At 52.2% G+C, this 15,091-nt stretch carries 12 protein-coding genes; 8 read left to right on the forward strand and 4 right to left on the reverse strand.

Annotated features, from left to right (window positions below):
- Positions 1–54: 54 nt before the first annotated feature.
- Positions 55–2,727 carry a bifunctional acetaldehyde-CoA/alcohol dehydrogenase gene (adhE, locus tag BEI65_RS07800; protein ID WP_099062835.1) on the reverse strand — a complete coding sequence of 891 codons (2,673 nt, stop codon included), beginning with the start codon at positions 2,725–2,727 and terminating at the stop codon, positions 55–57.
- A 524-nt stretch (positions 2,728–3,251) separates the two neighbouring features.
- On the opposite strand from adhE, the gene BEI65_RS07805 reads away from it, so the two are divergent.
- The 7 genes from BEI65_RS07805 to oppF all read left to right on the forward strand — a co-directional run bounded on the left by BEI65_RS07805 (position 3,252) and on the right by oppF (position 11,967).
- A complete protein-coding gene (locus BEI65_RS07805; protein WP_099062836.1) occupies positions 3,252–3,896 on the forward strand; it encodes a YchE family NAAT transporter in 645 nt (214 codons plus the stop codon).
- 691 nt (positions 3,897–4,587) lie between these two features.
- Positions 4,588–6,225 carry an ABC transporter substrate-binding protein gene (locus tag BEI65_RS07810; RefSeq protein ID WP_099062837.1) on the forward strand — a complete coding sequence of 546 codons (1,638 nt, stop codon included), beginning with the start codon at positions 4,588–4,590 and terminating at the stop codon, positions 6,223–6,225.
- Positions 6,226–6,375: 150 nt separating this feature from the next.
- Positions 6,376–8,013, forward strand: coding sequence for an oligopeptide ABC transporter substrate-binding protein OppA (gene oppA, locus BEI65_RS07815; RefSeq protein ID WP_099062838.1), 1,638 nt, complete (start codon positions 6,376–6,378; stop codon positions 8,011–8,013).
- 84 nt (positions 8,014–8,097) lie between these two features.
- Positions 8,098–9,018, forward strand: coding sequence for an oligopeptide ABC transporter permease OppB (oppB, locus tag BEI65_RS07820; RefSeq protein ID WP_085117080.1), 921 nt, complete (start codon positions 8,098–8,100; stop codon positions 9,016–9,018).
- A gap of 14 nt (positions 9,019–9,032) precedes the next feature.
- Complete coding sequence (gene oppC / locus BEI65_RS07825) at positions 9,033–9,941, forward strand: oligopeptide ABC transporter permease OppC (RefSeq protein WP_099062839.1); 909 nt, start codon at positions 9,033–9,035, stop codon at positions 9,939–9,941.
- An 11-nt stretch (positions 9,942–9,952) separates the two neighbouring features.
- On the forward strand, positions 9,953–10,969 hold the full coding sequence (locus BEI65_RS07830) for an ABC transporter ATP-binding protein (protein ID WP_099062840.1): 1,017 nt from the start codon (positions 9,953–9,955) through the stop codon (positions 10,967–10,969).
- Positions 10,966–11,967, forward strand: a complete 1,002-nt coding sequence (gene oppF / locus BEI65_RS07835) for a murein tripeptide/oligopeptide ABC transporter ATP binding protein OppF (RefSeq protein WP_099062841.1) — start codon at positions 10,966–10,968, stop codon at positions 11,965–11,967. Before BEI65_RS07830 ends, oppF begins: the two co-directional genes overlap by 4 nt.
- A 64-nt stretch (positions 11,968–12,031) precedes the next feature.
- On the opposite strand, the gene BEI65_RS07840 is transcribed toward oppF, so the two are convergent.
- Both BEI65_RS07840 and cls read right to left on the reverse strand, forming a co-directional pair.
- A complete protein-coding gene (locus tag BEI65_RS07840) occupies positions 12,032–12,355 on the reverse strand; it encodes an HI1450 family dsDNA-mimic protein (protein WP_004945300.1) in 324 nt (107 codons plus the stop codon).
- A 177-nt stretch (positions 12,356–12,532) separates the two neighbouring features.
- Positions 12,533–13,993 carry a cardiolipin synthase gene (cls, locus tag BEI65_RS07845; RefSeq protein WP_085117076.1) on the reverse strand — a complete coding sequence of 487 codons (1,461 nt, stop codon included), beginning with the start codon at positions 13,991–13,993 and terminating at the stop codon, positions 12,533–12,535.
- Between the two features lie 253 nt (positions 13,994–14,246).
- Here cls and BEI65_RS07850 point away from each other — a divergent pair, with 253 nt between their 5' ends.
- Positions 14,247–14,423, forward strand: a complete 177-nt coding sequence (locus BEI65_RS07850; RefSeq protein ID WP_071593055.1) for a YciY family protein — start codon at positions 14,247–14,249, stop codon at positions 14,421–14,423.
- Positions 14,424–14,470: 47 nt separating this feature from the next.
- Here BEI65_RS07850 and BEI65_RS07855 read toward each other — a convergent pair whose 3' ends face one another.
- The gene (locus BEI65_RS07855; protein ID WP_085117075.1) at positions 14,471–14,962 is read right to left on the reverse strand and encodes a Dps family protein; all 492 of its coding nucleotides are present in this window, start codon (positions 14,960–14,962) and stop codon (positions 14,471–14,473) included.
- Positions 14,963–15,091: the final 129 nt, after the last annotated feature.

The raw sequence follows: 15,091 nt of genomic DNA on the forward strand, positions 1-15,091 counted from the left end.
CAATAAATGGGGTTCACTTCATTTCGGCGGTTTTTTTATTGGCTCAATGAACCGTTACTTTTTGGTCTTTTTTTCTGTTTTGGCCGCAACAGGGGCTACCAAAACTTCTTCATCTTCTGCTTCACTAAACTTACGGCCGTAGAAGGTATCCAGCATAATTTGCTTCAGTTCTGCAATCAGCGGATAACGCGGGTTGGCGCCGGTACATTGGTCGTCAAAGGCGTCTTCAGACAGCTTGTCAACTTTCGCCAGGAAATCGGCTTCCGTCACACCGGCTTCACGGATTGATGCCGGGATGCCCAGTTCGGCTTTGATCTCGTCCAACCAGGTCAGCAACTTCTCGATTTTCTGAGCGGTACGGTCGCCTGGAGCGCCCAAACCGAGGTGGTCAGCGATTTCAGCATACCGACGACGAGCCTGCGGGCGGTCGTACTGGCTGAATGCCGTTTGCTTGGTTGGGTTGTCGTTCGCGTTATAGCGAATAACGTTGGAGATCAGCATGGCGTTGGCCAGACCGTGTGGGATGTGGAACTCAGAGCCCAGTTTGTGGGCCATTGAGTGGCAAACCCCCAGGAAGGCGTTGGCGAACGCGATACCGGCGATGGTTGCGGCATTGTGCACGCGCTCACGGGCTACCGGGTTCTTGGCACCTTCTTTGTAGCTGGCTGGCAGATACTCTTTCAGCAGTTTCAACGCTTGCAGCGCCTGACCATCAGAGTATTCGTTCGCCAGTACTGAAACGTAAGCTTCCAGCGCATGAGTCACCGCATCCAGGCCGCCGAAGGCGCACAGGGATTTTGGCATGTTCATCACCAGGTTGGCGTCAACGATCGCCATATCCGGTGTCAGCGCATAATCCGCCAGTGGGTATTTCTGGCCGGTTACGTCGTCGGTCACTACCGCAAACGGTGTTACTTCTGAACCAGTACCAGAGGTGGTGGTCACGGCAATCATTTTTGCTTTGACGCCCATTTTCGGGAACTTGTAGATACGTTTACGGATATCCATAAAGCGCAGCGCCAAGTCTTCGAAATGAGTTTCAGGATGTTCGTACAGCACCCACATGATCTTCGCAGCATCCATCGGTGAACCCCCACCCAGCGCGATGATCACGTCTGGTTTGAAGGAGTTCATCTGCTCAGCGCCTTTACGCACGATGGACAGCGTTGGGTCCGCTTCAACTTCAAAGAAGACTTCTGTTTCAATGCCGTGAGACTTCAGAACGGAGGTGATCTGGTCTGCATAACCGTTATTGAACAGGTAGCGGTCGGTCACAATGAAGGCGCGTTTTGCCCCGTCGGTCGCTACTTCTTCCAGCGCGATAGGCAGTGAGCCACGGCGGAAGTAGATTGATTTCGGAAGTTTATGCCACAACATGTTTTCTGCTCGCTTCGCTACAGTTTTCTTGTTGATCAGGTGTTTTGGACCGACGTTTTCAGAGATGGAGTTACCCCCCCAGGAACCGCAGCCCAGCGTCAGTGACGGAGCGAGTTTAAAGTTGTAAAGGTCACCGATGCCCCCCTGAGAAGCCGGGGTGTTGATCAGGATACGCGCGGTTTTCATCTTGTCGCCGAAGAAGGCAACGCGTTCCGGCTGGTTATCCTGGTCGGTGTACAGACAAGAGGTGTGACCGATACCGCCCATGGCGACCAGTTTTTCCGCTTTGCTGACGGCGTCGGCAAAGTCTTTGGCGCGATACATAGCCAGCGTAGGCGACAGTTTTTCGTGAGCGAAAGGCTCAGTTTCATCAACCAGTTTCACTTCACCGATCAGCACTTTGGTGCTTGCCGGCACTTTGATGCCAGCCATCTCAGCGATTTTCGGTGCAGACTGGCCAACGATAGCCGCATTCAGGCCGCCATTTTTCAGGATAATGTCCTGAACGGCTTTCAGTTCTTTCCCCTGCAGCATGTAGCCGCCGTGGGTAGCGAAACGTTCGCGTACTGCATCATAGATTGAATCAACCACGATGACTGACTGCTCAGAGGCACAAATTACGCCGTTGTCGAAGGTTTTGGACATCAAGATTGAAGCGACAACGCGTTTGATGTCTGCGGTTTCGTCAACCACCACAGGGGTGTTACCTGCACCAACGCCGATAGCCGGTTTGCCGGAGCTGTAGGCGGCTTTCACCATGCCTGGACCGCCGGTCGCGAGGATCAGGTTGATGTCAGGGTGGTGCATCAGTTGGTTAGACAGTTCAACGGTAGGTTGGTCGATCCAGCCGACGATGTCTTTTGGCGCACCGGCGGCAATCGCGGCTTGCAGCACGATATCCGCTGCCTTGTTGGTGGCGTTTTTCGCACGAGGGTGCGGAGAGAAGATAATGCCGTTACGGGTTTTCAGGCTGATTAAGGCTTTGAAAATGGCCGTGGAAGTCGGGTTGGTGGTAGGTACGATACCGCAAATCAGGCCAATAGGCTCTGCAATGGTGATGGTACCGAAAGTATGGTCTTCGGCCAGAATGCCGCAGGTTTTTTCATCTTTATAGGCGTTGTAGATAAACTCTGATGCGAAGTGGTTCTTGATCACTTTATCTTCAACGATACCCATCCCGGATTCTTCAACGGCCAATTTGGCCAGAGGAATACGGGCATCGGCAGCGGCGAGGGCAGCAGCGCGGAAAATTTTATCAACTTGCTCTTGAGTGAAGTTGGCATATTCGCGCTGGGCTTTTTTGACACGTGCAACTAGCTCGTTCAGTTCAGCGACATTTGTTACAGCCATAATGCTCTCCTGATAATGTTAAACTCTTTCAGTAAATCAGCCGTGCGAGCAAGTAGTATAGACAGATCGGGGGAAAATGCTGCTTTAAAAACAAGGGCTTTCCGCCATTTTTTGTCACATGTCGCTGATTTGCTTAAAGAGCTTTACCCGATGCTTCAGCAGGAGAAGACAGCGGGCCGAACAGAGATGCCACTTTTTCCTTAACCTGTTCTACTCCCTGACTACGACTAAGAGCTTAACTACTCTTGGTTAGTGATTTTGTGATTTAAATCATAAAAACCGCAAGCTGACACCATTCAGCTATGGTTGTTGAGAATGATTCTTGATAACTGCCATGTCAGACACTTTTCTCAACATAAAAAATCATAAACCGTACATTGCTTTAACAATGGAGAATTATCTTATCGGTATGGGTATAAATAGATATAAATCCCGCCCATGACCAATGGATTACCCGTGGCAATTCTATTACATTAGCGCGCGAAGGCATTGTCACTTTTAGCGTTACTAAAGCGGAGTCATTTGTGGGCCCATCTCTGTTGGATTTTTCCGGCTTCATTAAATTTTTTGTCGGCCTGTTTGCACTGGTGAACCCGGTGGGTATTTTGCCGGTGTTTATCAGCATGACCAGCTACCAGGCGGCGGCCGGGCGCAATAAAACTAACCTGACCGCCAACCTGTCGGTCGCCATTATCCTGTGGACCTCGCTGTTTTTGGGGGAGGGGATTTTGCGCATGTTCGGCATCTCTATTGACTCGTTCCGTATTGCCGGCGGCATCCTGGTGGTCAGTATTGCCATGTCGATGATCAGCGGCAAGCTGGGCGAGGACAAACAGAACAAACAGGAAAAATCAGAGAGCGCGATCCGTGAGAGCATCGGCGTGGTGCCGTTGGCATTGCCGCTGATGGCTGGACCGGGCGCCATCAGTTCCACCATAGTCTGGAGTTCTCGCTACCACAGCTGGCAGAACCTGCTGGGGTTTACCCTGGCCATCGCGTTGTTTGCCTTTTGTTGTTGGTTGTTGTTCCGTGCTGCGCCTCTGCTGGTGCGTCTATTGGGGCAAACCGGCATTAACGTCATCACCCGTATCATGGGGTTGTTGCTGATGGCATTGGGTATCGAGTTTATCGTGACGGGTATAAAGGCCATGTTCCCCGGCTTGCTGTAATCCGGCGAATGAGTCGCGAATAGGATGATTCGCGGCTCAAATTAATTTTAAAAAATAAAAACTATTATTGGCTCGCATTAATATAGTGCTTAATGTGAATGAATTTTATTCACTTGCACCATAATGTGGCATAAATCTTAATCTGTTGCTCAATAAAAGCTCTAAGCGCTATTTTTACCCCTTATCCCCCTCGGTTATTGCCCTTTATTACCTTCTGAACATCAAATTCGCTGTTAATTTAATCACATCATTCTGTAGGGCTTGTCTCGCTTTCATCCAGGTGTTATTAGTGATTAACCGCACATAAGCAGGTGTTTGTTCTTTGAACTGCGCCTTTGTTAACTGAATGTTTCTTTATCTGGTGTGTGGGTTCGCTGCGTACGGCTCTGACGGTTATTTTTTTAATTTTAATCATTAAAATCATTGGTTTAAATTATTTTTATGTACCCCCTTCACCAGTGGGTCAGAACCTTCTTGGAGCAATAAAAGAGAATTGCTTAACATTTCTGTAAAAATTATTGGCTATGGAAATTGCCTTCTGCTAATTTCCGAGCAACTTTCTACGCGTAATTAATGGTATCGCGTCGCCAAAGTGGGAATGATTTTTGCTGGTGTCTGTTTATTTAGAATTCTTATAAATACTTCACGAATATCGATAAGCATTGCTTGTTGGTGAAAAGGAGCCTCGACCATGCAGCAAACCTTAAAGCGCACTCCATTGGCCATGTTCATTGCCGGTTTGCTGAGTCTCAGCACCGTTTATTCTGCTCAGGCGGCTGATGTTCCTGCCGGGGTGCAATTAGCCCAACAGCAGAAGATTGTCATTAACAACGGTTCAGAAGTGGCTTCATTGGATCCGCATAAGGTCGAAGGCATACCGGAAAGCAATATCATTCTGAACCTGCTGGAGGGGTTGGTCAGTACCGACGCCAATGGGCACGTGGTGCCGGCCGCGGCGACAAATTGGGAAAATCAGGATTTTAAGACCTGGACTTTCCACCTGCGGCCCGACGCGGTATGGAGTGATGGCTCACCGGTCACCGCACAGGATTTTGTCTACAGTTGGCAGCGCCTGGCCGATCCGAAAATCGGCTCACCTTACGCCAGCTATCTGCAGTACGCCAAAATTGAAAATACCGACGCGATCCTGACCGGCAAGCAAAGTCCGCAGACCCTCGGCGTTAAAGCCATTGATGATAAAACGCTGCAGGTCTCCCTGAGCGAGCCAGTGCCGTATTTTATTAGCATGCTGAGCCACACCTCGCTGAAACCGGTAAAACGTTCGGTGGTTGAGAAGTTTGGCGACAAATGGACGCTGCCTGCGAACTATGTCGGCAATGGGGCCTATCGCTTGAAAGATTGGGTGGTGAATGAGCGTATTGTGCTTGAACGCAGCCCAACCTACTGGAATAACAAGAAAACGGTAATCGATCAGGCAACGTTCTTGCCGATTTCTTCAGAGGTCAGTGACGTCAACCGCTTCCGCAGCGGTGAAATTGATATCACTAACAGCGCCATCCCGCCGAACCTGTTCGCGAAGATGAAGAGCGAAATCCCTGAGCAATTGCACGTTAACCCTTATCTGTGCACTTTTTATTACGAGATCAACAACCAGCGCGCACCATTTACCGATGCCCGGGTGCGCGCTGCAGTAAAACTGACGTTGGACCGCGACATTATCGCCAACAAGATCATGGGCCAGGGACAGATTCCGGCCTACAGCTTTACCCCGACCTTTACTGAAGGTGCCAAGTTCACGGCGCCGGAATGGGCAGGATGGAGCCAGGAACAGCGCAATACCGAGGCGAAGAAATTGTTGGCCGAGGCAGGTTTCAGCGCGGCTAAACCGCTTAAATTCACGCTGCTGTACAACACCTCCGATCAAAATAAACAGCAGGCGATCGCAGCGGCGTCAATGTGGAAGAAAAACCTCGGTGCGGATGTCACGCTGCGCAATCAGGAGTGGAAAACCTCACTTGAAAGCCGCCATCAGGGGCAGTACGACGTGGCTCGGGCCACCTGGTGTGGTGATTATAATGAGCCAAGTGCCTTCCTGAACCTGCTGATCTCCAATAGCAGCATCAACACCATTTTTTACAAGAGCCCGGCGTTTGACGCCCTGATGGCCAGCACGCTGAAAGCGCCGGATGAAGCTGCCCGCGCTGCTCTTTATCAGCAGGCGGAGACGCAGTTGGACAAAGACTCAGCGTTGGTCCCGGTGTATTACCGCATTAGCGCGCGTCTGATCAGACCGTCAGTGGGCGGCTTTACCGGTAAAGATCCGCTGGATTACACCGATGTGAAAAATCTATACATCATCAAGCAGTAACGAGGGGTATTACGTCACGCCAACAACGGTGAGTAATACAGGGAAGGCCGCCTGCCGTATTCGTTCATCGGTAGCCGGTATAACAAGGTCCGCTCACGGGCAACACAGGCTCCACGACGAGCCTGTGATAATAAAAACTGGAGTATACACATGACCAACATCACGAAAAAAACCATCCTTGCGGCCGGCATCATTGCCGCGCTGGGCATCACAGCAACCGGAAGTGCTTTTGCGGCTGACGTGCCGGCGGGCGTGCAACTGGCGGACAAGCAAGAAATCGTTAAAAACAACGGTTCGGAAGTGCAGTCCCTGGATCCGCACAAGATCGAAGGCGTGCCGGAAAATAACGTTACCCGCGATCTGATGGAAGGCCTGGCCAACAATGGTCCGGATGGGGCTATCGTTCCCGGCGTGGCGGAAAGCTGGGATAACAAAGATTTTAAAGTGTGGACCTTCCATCTGCGTAAAGACGCAAAATGGTCGAATGGCAAGCCGGTAACGGCGCAAGATTTCGTTTATAGCTGGCAGCGCGTGGTGGATCCAAAAACGGCATCCCCTTACGCCAGCTATCTGCAATACGCTCACGTAGAAAACGTCGATGACATCATCGCCGGTAAGAAAGACAAATCCACCCTGGGCGTGAAAGCAATCGACGATCACACCTTCCAGGTTACCCTGACCGAGCCGGTGCCTTACCTGGTTGAAATGACGCCGCACTATGCGATGAAGCCAGTGTTTAAAGATGCGGTCGAGAAGTTTGGCGAGAAGTGGACCCTGCCGGCGAACTACGTCAGCAACGGTGCTTACAAGCTGAAAGACTGGGTGGTTAACGAACGTATCGTGCTGGAACGTAACCCGGAATATTGGGATAACGCAAAAACCATCATTAATAAAGTGACGTTCCTGCCGATCTCTTCTGAAGTGACTGACGTTAACCGTTACCGCACAGGCGAAATCGACATGACCTATAACAACATGCCGATTGAACTGTTCCAGAAATTGAAAAAAGAGATCCCGAAAGAAGTTCATGTTGATCCTTACCTGTGTACCTATTACTACGAGATCAACAACCAGAAAGCGCCATTTACCGATCAGCGCGTACGTGAAGCGCTGAAACTGGGTCTGGATCGCGACATCATCACCAATAAAGTGAAAAACCAGGGTGATCTGCCAGCCTACAGCTTCACACCTCCTTACACCGATGGCGCCAAACTGACGCCACCAGAGTGGTTCGGCTGGACACAGGAAAAACGCAACGAAGTAGCGAAAAAACTACTGGCTGATGCGGGTTATGGCCCAGGCAAACCACTGACATTCTCACTGTTGTATAACACTTCCGACCTGCACAAAAAACTGGCTATCGCTGCGGCCTCCATCTGGAAGAAAAACCTGGGTGTGGACGTGAAGCTGGTGAATCAGGAGTGGAAAACCTTCCTGGACACCCGCCATCAGGGGACCTATGACGTAGCGCGCGCCGGCTGGTGTGCCGACTATAACGAACCAAGCTCGTTCCTGAACATGATGCTGTCTGACAGCAGCAGTAACACCCCGCACTATAAGAGCGCGGAGTTCGATAAGCTGATGGCGAATGTGCTGACGGCGAAAACCAAAGAAGAACGTGCAGAGCTGTATCAGAAAGCCGAAGTGCAGCTGGATAAAGACTCTGCCATCGTTCCGGTTTATTACTATGTGAATGCCCGTCTGGTGAAACCTTATGTTGGGGGTTACACCGGTAAAGACCCACTTGATAACGTGTACGACAAAAACCTGTACATCATCAAGCATTGATAAGGTAAGTGCCGGCGGTGTGAACCCGCCGGCCCATGTTGAGAATAATAAGCCGTTATCAGGCTGCAGCACAGGGTTAGGGCAATGCTTAAATTTATATTTCGTCGCTTGTTAGAAGCGATCCCGACACTATTTATCCTTATTACCATCTCATTCTTTATGATGCGTTTGGCTCCTGGCAGCCCATTTACCGGCGAGCGTGCATTGCCGCCGGAAGTGATGGCCAACATCGAGGCCAAATACCATTTGAACGATCCGATCTGGAAGCAGTACGGCCATTATCTGGTGCAACTGTCGAAAGGCGATTTTGGGCCGTCATTCAAATACAAAGATTACTCGGTAAACGATCTGGTGGCTGCTTCATTCCCGGTCTCCGCCAAACTTGGCCTTGCCGCATTTTTGTTGGCGGTCGTCCTGGGGGTTAGCGCCGGGGTGGTTGCTGCGCTGAATCAAAATACCAAATGGGATTATACGGTGATGGGCTTTGCCATGACCGGGGTGGTGATCCCCAGTTTCGTGGTGGCGCCGTTACTGGTGTTGATTTTCGCCATCACGCTGAAATGGTTGCCGGGTGGCGGTTGGAACGGAGGGGCGCCGAAATACATCATCCTGCCGATGGTGGCGTTATCACTGGCCTATATTGCCAGTATCGCCCGTATCACGCGTGGATCGATGATTGAAGTGCTGCACTCAAACTTTATCCGCACAGCCCGCGCCAAAGGCTTACCGATGCGGCGCATTATTTTCCGCCATGCGCTCAAGCCTGCGTTATTACCGGTGCTTTCTTATATGGGCCCGGCGTTTGTCGGCATTATCACTGGTTCCATGGTGATCGAAACCATTTATGGTCTGCCGGGTATCGGCCAGCTGTTTGTTAACGGCGCGCTGAACCGTGACTATTCCTTGGTATTGAGCCTGACCATTCTGGTGGGTGGCCTGACTATTTTGTTTAACGCGATCGTCGACGTGCTGTACGCCGTTATCGATCCAAAAATTCGTTATTAAGCTGGAGCACGCAAATGATGTTGACGAAAAAGAACAGCGAGGCTCTGGAGAACTTCAGCGAAAAGCTCGAAGTGGAAGGGCGCAGCCTGTGGCAGGATGCCCGTCGCCGCTTTGTGCATAACCGTGCGGCAGTCAGCAGCCTGTTTGTGCTGGTGCTGATTACCCTGTTTGTGATTGTGGCACCCTGGCTGTCTCAGTTTGCCTATGACGATACCGATTGGGCGATGATGTCGGCCGCGCCGAGCCTTGACGCGGGCCATTACTTTGGCACCGACTCCTCCGGTCGTGACTTGCTGGTGCGCGTGGCGATTGGCGGACGTATCTCGCTGATGGTTGGCGTATCAGCCGCGCTGGTGGCGGTGATTGTCGGGACGCTGTATGGCGCGATGTCCGGTTACCTGGGAGGTAAAACCGACTCGGTAATGATGCGCCTGTTGGAAATCCTCAACTCCTTCCCGTTCATGTTCTTCGTTATCTTGCTGGTCACCTTCTTCGGGCAAAACATCCTGTTGATCTTTGTGGCGATCGGCATGGTGTCCTGGCTGGATATGGCGCGTATTGTGCGCGGACAGACCCTGAGCCTGAAGCGCAAGGAATTTATCGAAGCGGCGTTGGTGTGCGGGGTATCGAGCCGCAATATCGTGCTGCGCCATATCGTGCCGAACGTGCTCGGTGTGGTGGTGGTATACGCTTCATTGCTGGTGCCGAGCATGATCCTGTTCGAATCCTTCCTCAGCTTCCTGGGGCTGGGTACTCAGGAACCGTTAAGCAGCTGGGGTGCATTGCTGAGCGATGGCGCCAACTCGATGGAAGTTTCACCGTGGTTGCTGCTGTTCCCAGCGGGTTTCCTGGTTGTCACTCTGTTTTGTTTCAACTTTATCGGCGATGGCCTGCGTGACGCCCTCGACCCGAAAGATCGTTAAGGAGTGCAATCATGAGCACCATTGAAAATCCGCAGTTGCAAACCAGCACCGCCGCCAAATCGCCGCTGTTGCTGGATGTAAAAGACCTGCGCGTGACCTTCGGCACCCCGGACGGTGACGTGACGGCAGTGAACGATCTGAACTTTGACCTGCGCGCCGGCGAAACGCTGGGTATCGTGGGGGAGTCAGGTTCTGGTAAATCCCAGACCGCCTTTGCGCTGATGGGGCTGTTGGCCAGCAACGGTCGCATTGGCGGCTCGGCTAAATTTAACGGCCGTGAAATCCTCAACCTGCCGGAAAAACAGCTCAACAAGCTGCGGGCGGAAGAGATTTCGATGATCTTCCAGGACCCGATGACTTCACTCAACCCCTATATGCGCGTTGGTGAGCAGTTGATGGAAGTGCTGATGCAGCACAAGAACATGGGTAAAAGTGCAGCCTTTGAAGAATCGGTGCGCATGCTTGATGCGGTTAAAATGCCTGAAGCGCGTAAGCGCATGCGCATGTATCCGCATGAGTTTTCCGGCGGTATGCGCCAGCGCGTGATGATTGCCATGGCGTTGCTGTGCCGGCCGAAGCTGTTGATCGCCGATGAACCTACCACCGCACTGGATGTGACGGTTCAGGCGCAGATCATGACGCTGCTGAACGAGCTTAAGCGCGAGTTCAACACCGCCATCATTATGATCACCCACGACCTGGGTGTGGTGGCCGGCATCTGTAACAAGGTGCTGGTAATGTACGCCGGACGCACCATGGAATATGGCAGTGCACGCGATGTGTTCTATCGTCCTAGCCACCCTTACTCGATTGGTTTGCTAAATGCGGTACCCCGTTTGGACGCCGAAGGTGAGGCGCTGATGACTATTCCTGGCAACCCACCGAATCTGCTACGCCTGCCGAAAGGCTGCCCGTTCCAGCCGCGTTGTTCTTACGCGATGCCGCAATGTGCAAGCGCTCCGCCGTTGGAGCAGTTTGGCGAAGGGCGTCTACGTGCCTGCTTTAAACCGGTGGAGGCGTTGGTATGAGTACGGTAACCGACAAGAAAGTCCTGCTCGAAGTGGCTGATTTGAAAGTGCACTTCGACATTCATGATGACAAACAGTGGTTCTGGCAGCCGCCGAAAACCCTGAAGGCCGTTGACGGTGTGACGTTGCGCCTGTTCGAAGGGGAAACTCTGGGCGTGGTGGGCGAGTCGGGCTGTGGTAAATCGACCTTTGCCCGCGCCATTATCGGTCTGGTGAAAGCGACCAGCGGGCGCGTTGCCTGGCTGGGTAAAGACTTGCTCGGTATGAGCGACGTTGACTGGCGCAAAACCCGCAGCGATATTCAGATGATCTTCCAGGATCCGCTGGCCTCACTGAACCCACGCATGACCATCGGGGAAATCATCGCCGAACCACTGCGCACCTATTACCCAAAAATGCCGCGTCAGGAAGTGAAAGACAAGGTTAAAGCGATGATGCTGAAGGTTGGCCTGTTGCCAAACCTGATCAACCGCTATCCGCATGAGTTTTCCGGTGGTCAGTGTCAGCGTATCGGTATCGCCCGCGCCCTGATCCTGGAGCCAAAACTGGTGATTTGTGATGAACCGGTCTCGGCGCTGGACGTGTCGATCCAGGCACAGGTGGTGAACCTGCTGCAGCAACTGCAGCGTGAAATGGGGCTGTCGCTGATCTTTATCGCTCATGACCTGGCGGTAGTAAAACACATCTCTGACCGCGTGCTGGTGATGTATCTGGGCCATGCGGTGGAACTGGGCACCTATGACGAGGTGTATCACAACCCGCAGCATCCTTATACCAAAGCTCTGATGTCGGCGGTGCCGGTTCCGGATCCGGACAAGGAGAAGGATAAAAAGATCCAGTTGCTGGAAGGGGAACTGCCTTCACCGATCAACCCGCCATCTGGCTGTGTGTTCCGTACTCGCTGTCCCATCGCCGGGCCGGAATGCGCCAAGACCCGACCGTTGCTGGAAGGCAGCTTCCGCCATGCGGTTTCTTGTCTGAAGGTCGATCCGCTGTAATCGGTGTTTTCCGCCAACAAAAAACCCGCCAAAATTGGCGGGTTTTTTTATGCCTGATAGCCGCTTACTCTTTCCACAGAATGTGGCAAAGCTTGTGGTCTTTCTCTCGGCACAGCAGCACGCGGGCAAACACGTCATTGATCGGTTCGCCATCGCTGTCCGCCAGGCCAATCACCACTTCGGCGAAGAAGTCCGGGTTCAGGTCAAAATCCACATGCTCCGACCAGTCTTCCGCCGGGTCATACAGTTCGGCGCCACCGCGTTCTTCAAACTGCAGGTTGAACAGCAGAATATCCGCCGGATCCAGATTGTCGCCGGCCAACTCCAAAAAGATGTCGTAAGCCTGTTCCAGCGTTTCGTCTTCAGTAAGGCGGTTATTCAAATCCATAATTAAATCCCGATAACAAATGATTCCTCATTATACCCTATGAATTTCAAGTTGCAGCTAGGCGACCAGATCATTCATCCTCAGATTGGTAGGGCCGCTGCATGCTGCGCCCGTTTTAATCGGGGCGAATTTGTTCGCCCCCTACGGAAAGGGTATAAAGCATGCCCGCTACGGCATTTATAGCAGCGGGCTGAAAAAGTAGAACAGGCGCTCAACAATACGGTGCCAGAACGGCCGTTTCTGCCACTCTTTGGCATTCAGCAACTGCGAGCGGGCTATATAGTCATCCTGCACGCAGGCCAGATCGCTGCCGAAACCGTCATCGTCGATCACCAGTGTGATTTCGAAATTCAGCCACAGGCTGCGCATGTCCAGATTCACTGTGCCAACCAGGCTGAGCTGGCCATCGACCAGTACGCTCTTGGTATGCAGCAGTCCGTCTTCAAACTGGTAAATATTGACGCCGGCTTCCAGTAGTTCGGAGAAGAAAGAGCGACTGGCCCAGCGTACCATCGTGGAGTCGTTGTCGCGTGGCACAATAATGCTGACTTCAACCCCGCGCAGGGCCGCGGTGCAGATCGCATGCAGCAAATCGTCACTTGGCACGAAGTAGGGGGTGGTCATGATCAACTGTTCACGTGCTGAGTAAACCGCGGTCAGCAGCGCCTGGTGGATCATTTCTTCCGGGAAGCCGGGACCGGAGGCGATAACCTGGATAGTGTGACCGCTTTCCTGTTCGAACGGCATGATATTGACGTCCGGCGGCGGTGGCAGGATCCGTTTACCGGTTTCAATCTCCCAGTCACAGGCATAAACGATACCCATGGTACTGGCGACCGGGCCCTCCATACGTGCCATCAGATCGATCCACTGACCGACACCGGCGTCCTGTTTGAAATAGCGTGGATCGACCATATTCATACTGCCGGTGTAGGCAATATAGTTGTCAATCAGTACCACTTTACGGTGTTGACGCAAATCCATCCGACGCAGGAATACGCGGAACAGGTTGACCTTGAGTGATTCCACCACCTCGATGCCGGCATTACGCATCATGCCGGGATAGGGGCTGCGGAAGAACTGCAGGCTGCCGGCAGAGTCCAACATCAGGCGACAATGTACACCGCGGCGCGCAGCGGCCATCAGGGATTCGGCCACCTGATCCACCAATCCGCCGGGCTGCCAGATGTAAAACACCATCTCAATATTATGGCGCGCCAGCTCAATATCACGGATTAGCGCTTTTAGCGTTGCGTCGGTGGTGGTGAGTAACTGGAGTTGGTTGCCCTTGACGCCATCAATACCCTGGCGACGATTGCACAGTTGGAACAGGGGTCTGGCGACCTCGCTGTAATCGGTGGCGAAGATGCGCTGGCTCTCTTTTAATTCGCTCAGCCAGCGTGCGGTGGAAGGCCACATCGCCTTGGCGCGTTCGGCGCGGCGTTTGCCCAGATGCAATTCACCAAAGGATAAATAAGCCACAATACCGAACAGCGGCAGAATATAGATAACCAGCAACCAGGCCATAGCGGAAGGTACAGCGCGGCGTTTCATCAGAATACGCAGTGTCACACCGGCGATAAGCAGCCAGTAACCAAAGACCATGAGCCAACTGATTACGGTATAAAATGTTGTCATAAAGGCGAAAAATCCCGTTCGCAAACCACCAACGATGAGTGTACGCACAGAACGCTAAAGGGGAAACCTTTTCTCGGCGCTTATGTTGCAAAAATATGATTGGCTTAAGGCACTTGCTGTAAACAAAAAATACATTTTTCGCCGGTTGTCGCGTCGCCCAGTCGGATTAAAATACGGCGAACTGAGGCTTGGATCGCTCAGCGAAAGGGCTATAATGCCCGCCGTAGGTTTTTGACGGATGAGTGACAAAACGATGAGACGCAGTAGAAACGAGGTGGGCCGCTGGCGGATGCTAAGACAGAGTCAGCGCCGCAGGCATCGCTGGTTGGAACGCCAGTCTTGCAGCAATCGGCATATTATTCGGGTGCGACGTCGCCTGGATGACCAACACCGACGTTCATTGCTGTTTGTGGTGGCCTACGAGTGGTAAAGCAAAAACAGTCCCTGAGGGGACTGTTTTGTTAACTGCGGCTGGGTTTATTTCCCCAGATAGGCGTTAAGCATCCAAACCTGCTTTTCCTGCTCTTTGATGTAGTCGCTCATCAGTGAGGCCGTCCCTTCATCACCCGCATCGGCGGCCAGTGTCAACAGGTCGCGCTGCTGTTGCAGCAGCACCGAATAACCGTGCAGCAACCCACCCAGCGTGCCTTTATCGTCGGTGACGTTGGTGTCTTCCTTGATGTCGGAAGTTTTCAGATAATCGCTGAAGGCATGACGCGGCTGCGAACCCAGGGTCAGAATACGTTCCGCCAACTCATCAACCTTGGTCAGCAGATCGTTATAGGTTTCTTCAAATTTGACGTGCAGCTCAAAGAAGTGCGGGCCGGAAATGTTCCAGTGGTAACCGCGCACGTTCATATACAGCACCTGATAATTCGCCAGCAGCGCATTCAACGCTTCCGATAGTTTTGCCGATTGTTTACTGTCCAGGCCGATATGGTTTTTAGCTGCTTTCTTCGTCGTTGCCATAATAATCTTCTCCTGATTATTTGATTCGATGATTTACACAATATCCATAACAAACACAGTAACCGGATTTATCGCAGGGTTAAAGACGATCAAAAGCATCAATGCAATCGTTGAAACCAATAACGATAA

The sequence above is a fragment of the Serratia sp. BW106 genome (assembly GCF_002607755.1).
Taxonomy (GTDB): Bacteria; Pseudomonadota; Gammaproteobacteria; order Enterobacterales; family Enterobacteriaceae; genus Serratia; species Serratia proteamaculans.

Excerpts from the sequence above, each read along its gene's own strand:
- oppB (WP_085117080.1), top strand. The coding sequence starts at position 8,098 with ATGCTTAAATTTATATTTCGTCGCTTGTTAGAAGCGATCCCGACACTA.
- oppC (WP_099062839.1), top strand. The coding sequence starts at position 9,033 with ATGATGTTGACGAAAAAGAACAGCGAGGCTCTGGAGAACTTCAGCGAA.
- BEI65_RS07830 (WP_099062840.1), top strand. The coding sequence starts at position 9,953 with ATGAGCACCATTGAAAATCCGCAGTTGCAAACCAGCACCGCCGCCAAA.
- cls (WP_085117076.1), bottom strand. The coding sequence starts at position 13,993 with ATGACAACATTTTATACCGTAATCAGTTGGCTCATGGTCTTTGGTTAC.
- BEI65_RS07810 (WP_099062837.1), top strand. The coding sequence starts at position 4,588 with ATGCAGCAAACCTTAAAGCGCACTCCATTGGCCATGTTCATTGCCGGT.
- BEI65_RS07850 (WP_071593055.1), top strand. The coding sequence starts at position 14,247 with ATGAGACGCAGTAGAAACGAGGTGGGCCGCTGGCGGATGCTAAGACAG.
- BEI65_RS07855 (WP_085117075.1), bottom strand. The coding sequence starts at position 14,962 with ATGGCAACGACGAAGAAAGCAGCTAAAAACCATATCGGCCTGGACAGT.
- BEI65_RS07840 (WP_004945300.1), bottom strand. The coding sequence starts at position 12,355 with ATGGATTTGAATAACCGCCTTACTGAAGACGAAACGCTGGAACAGGCT.
- oppF (WP_099062841.1), top strand. The coding sequence starts at position 10,966 with ATGAGTACGGTAACCGACAAGAAAGTCCTGCTCGAAGTGGCTGATTTG.
- oppA (WP_099062838.1), top strand. The coding sequence starts at position 6,376 with ATGACCAACATCACGAAAAAAACCATCCTTGCGGCCGGCATCATTGCC.
- adhE (WP_099062835.1), bottom strand. The coding sequence starts at position 2,727 with ATGGCTGTAACAAATGTCGCTGAACTGAACGAGCTAGTTGCACGTGTC.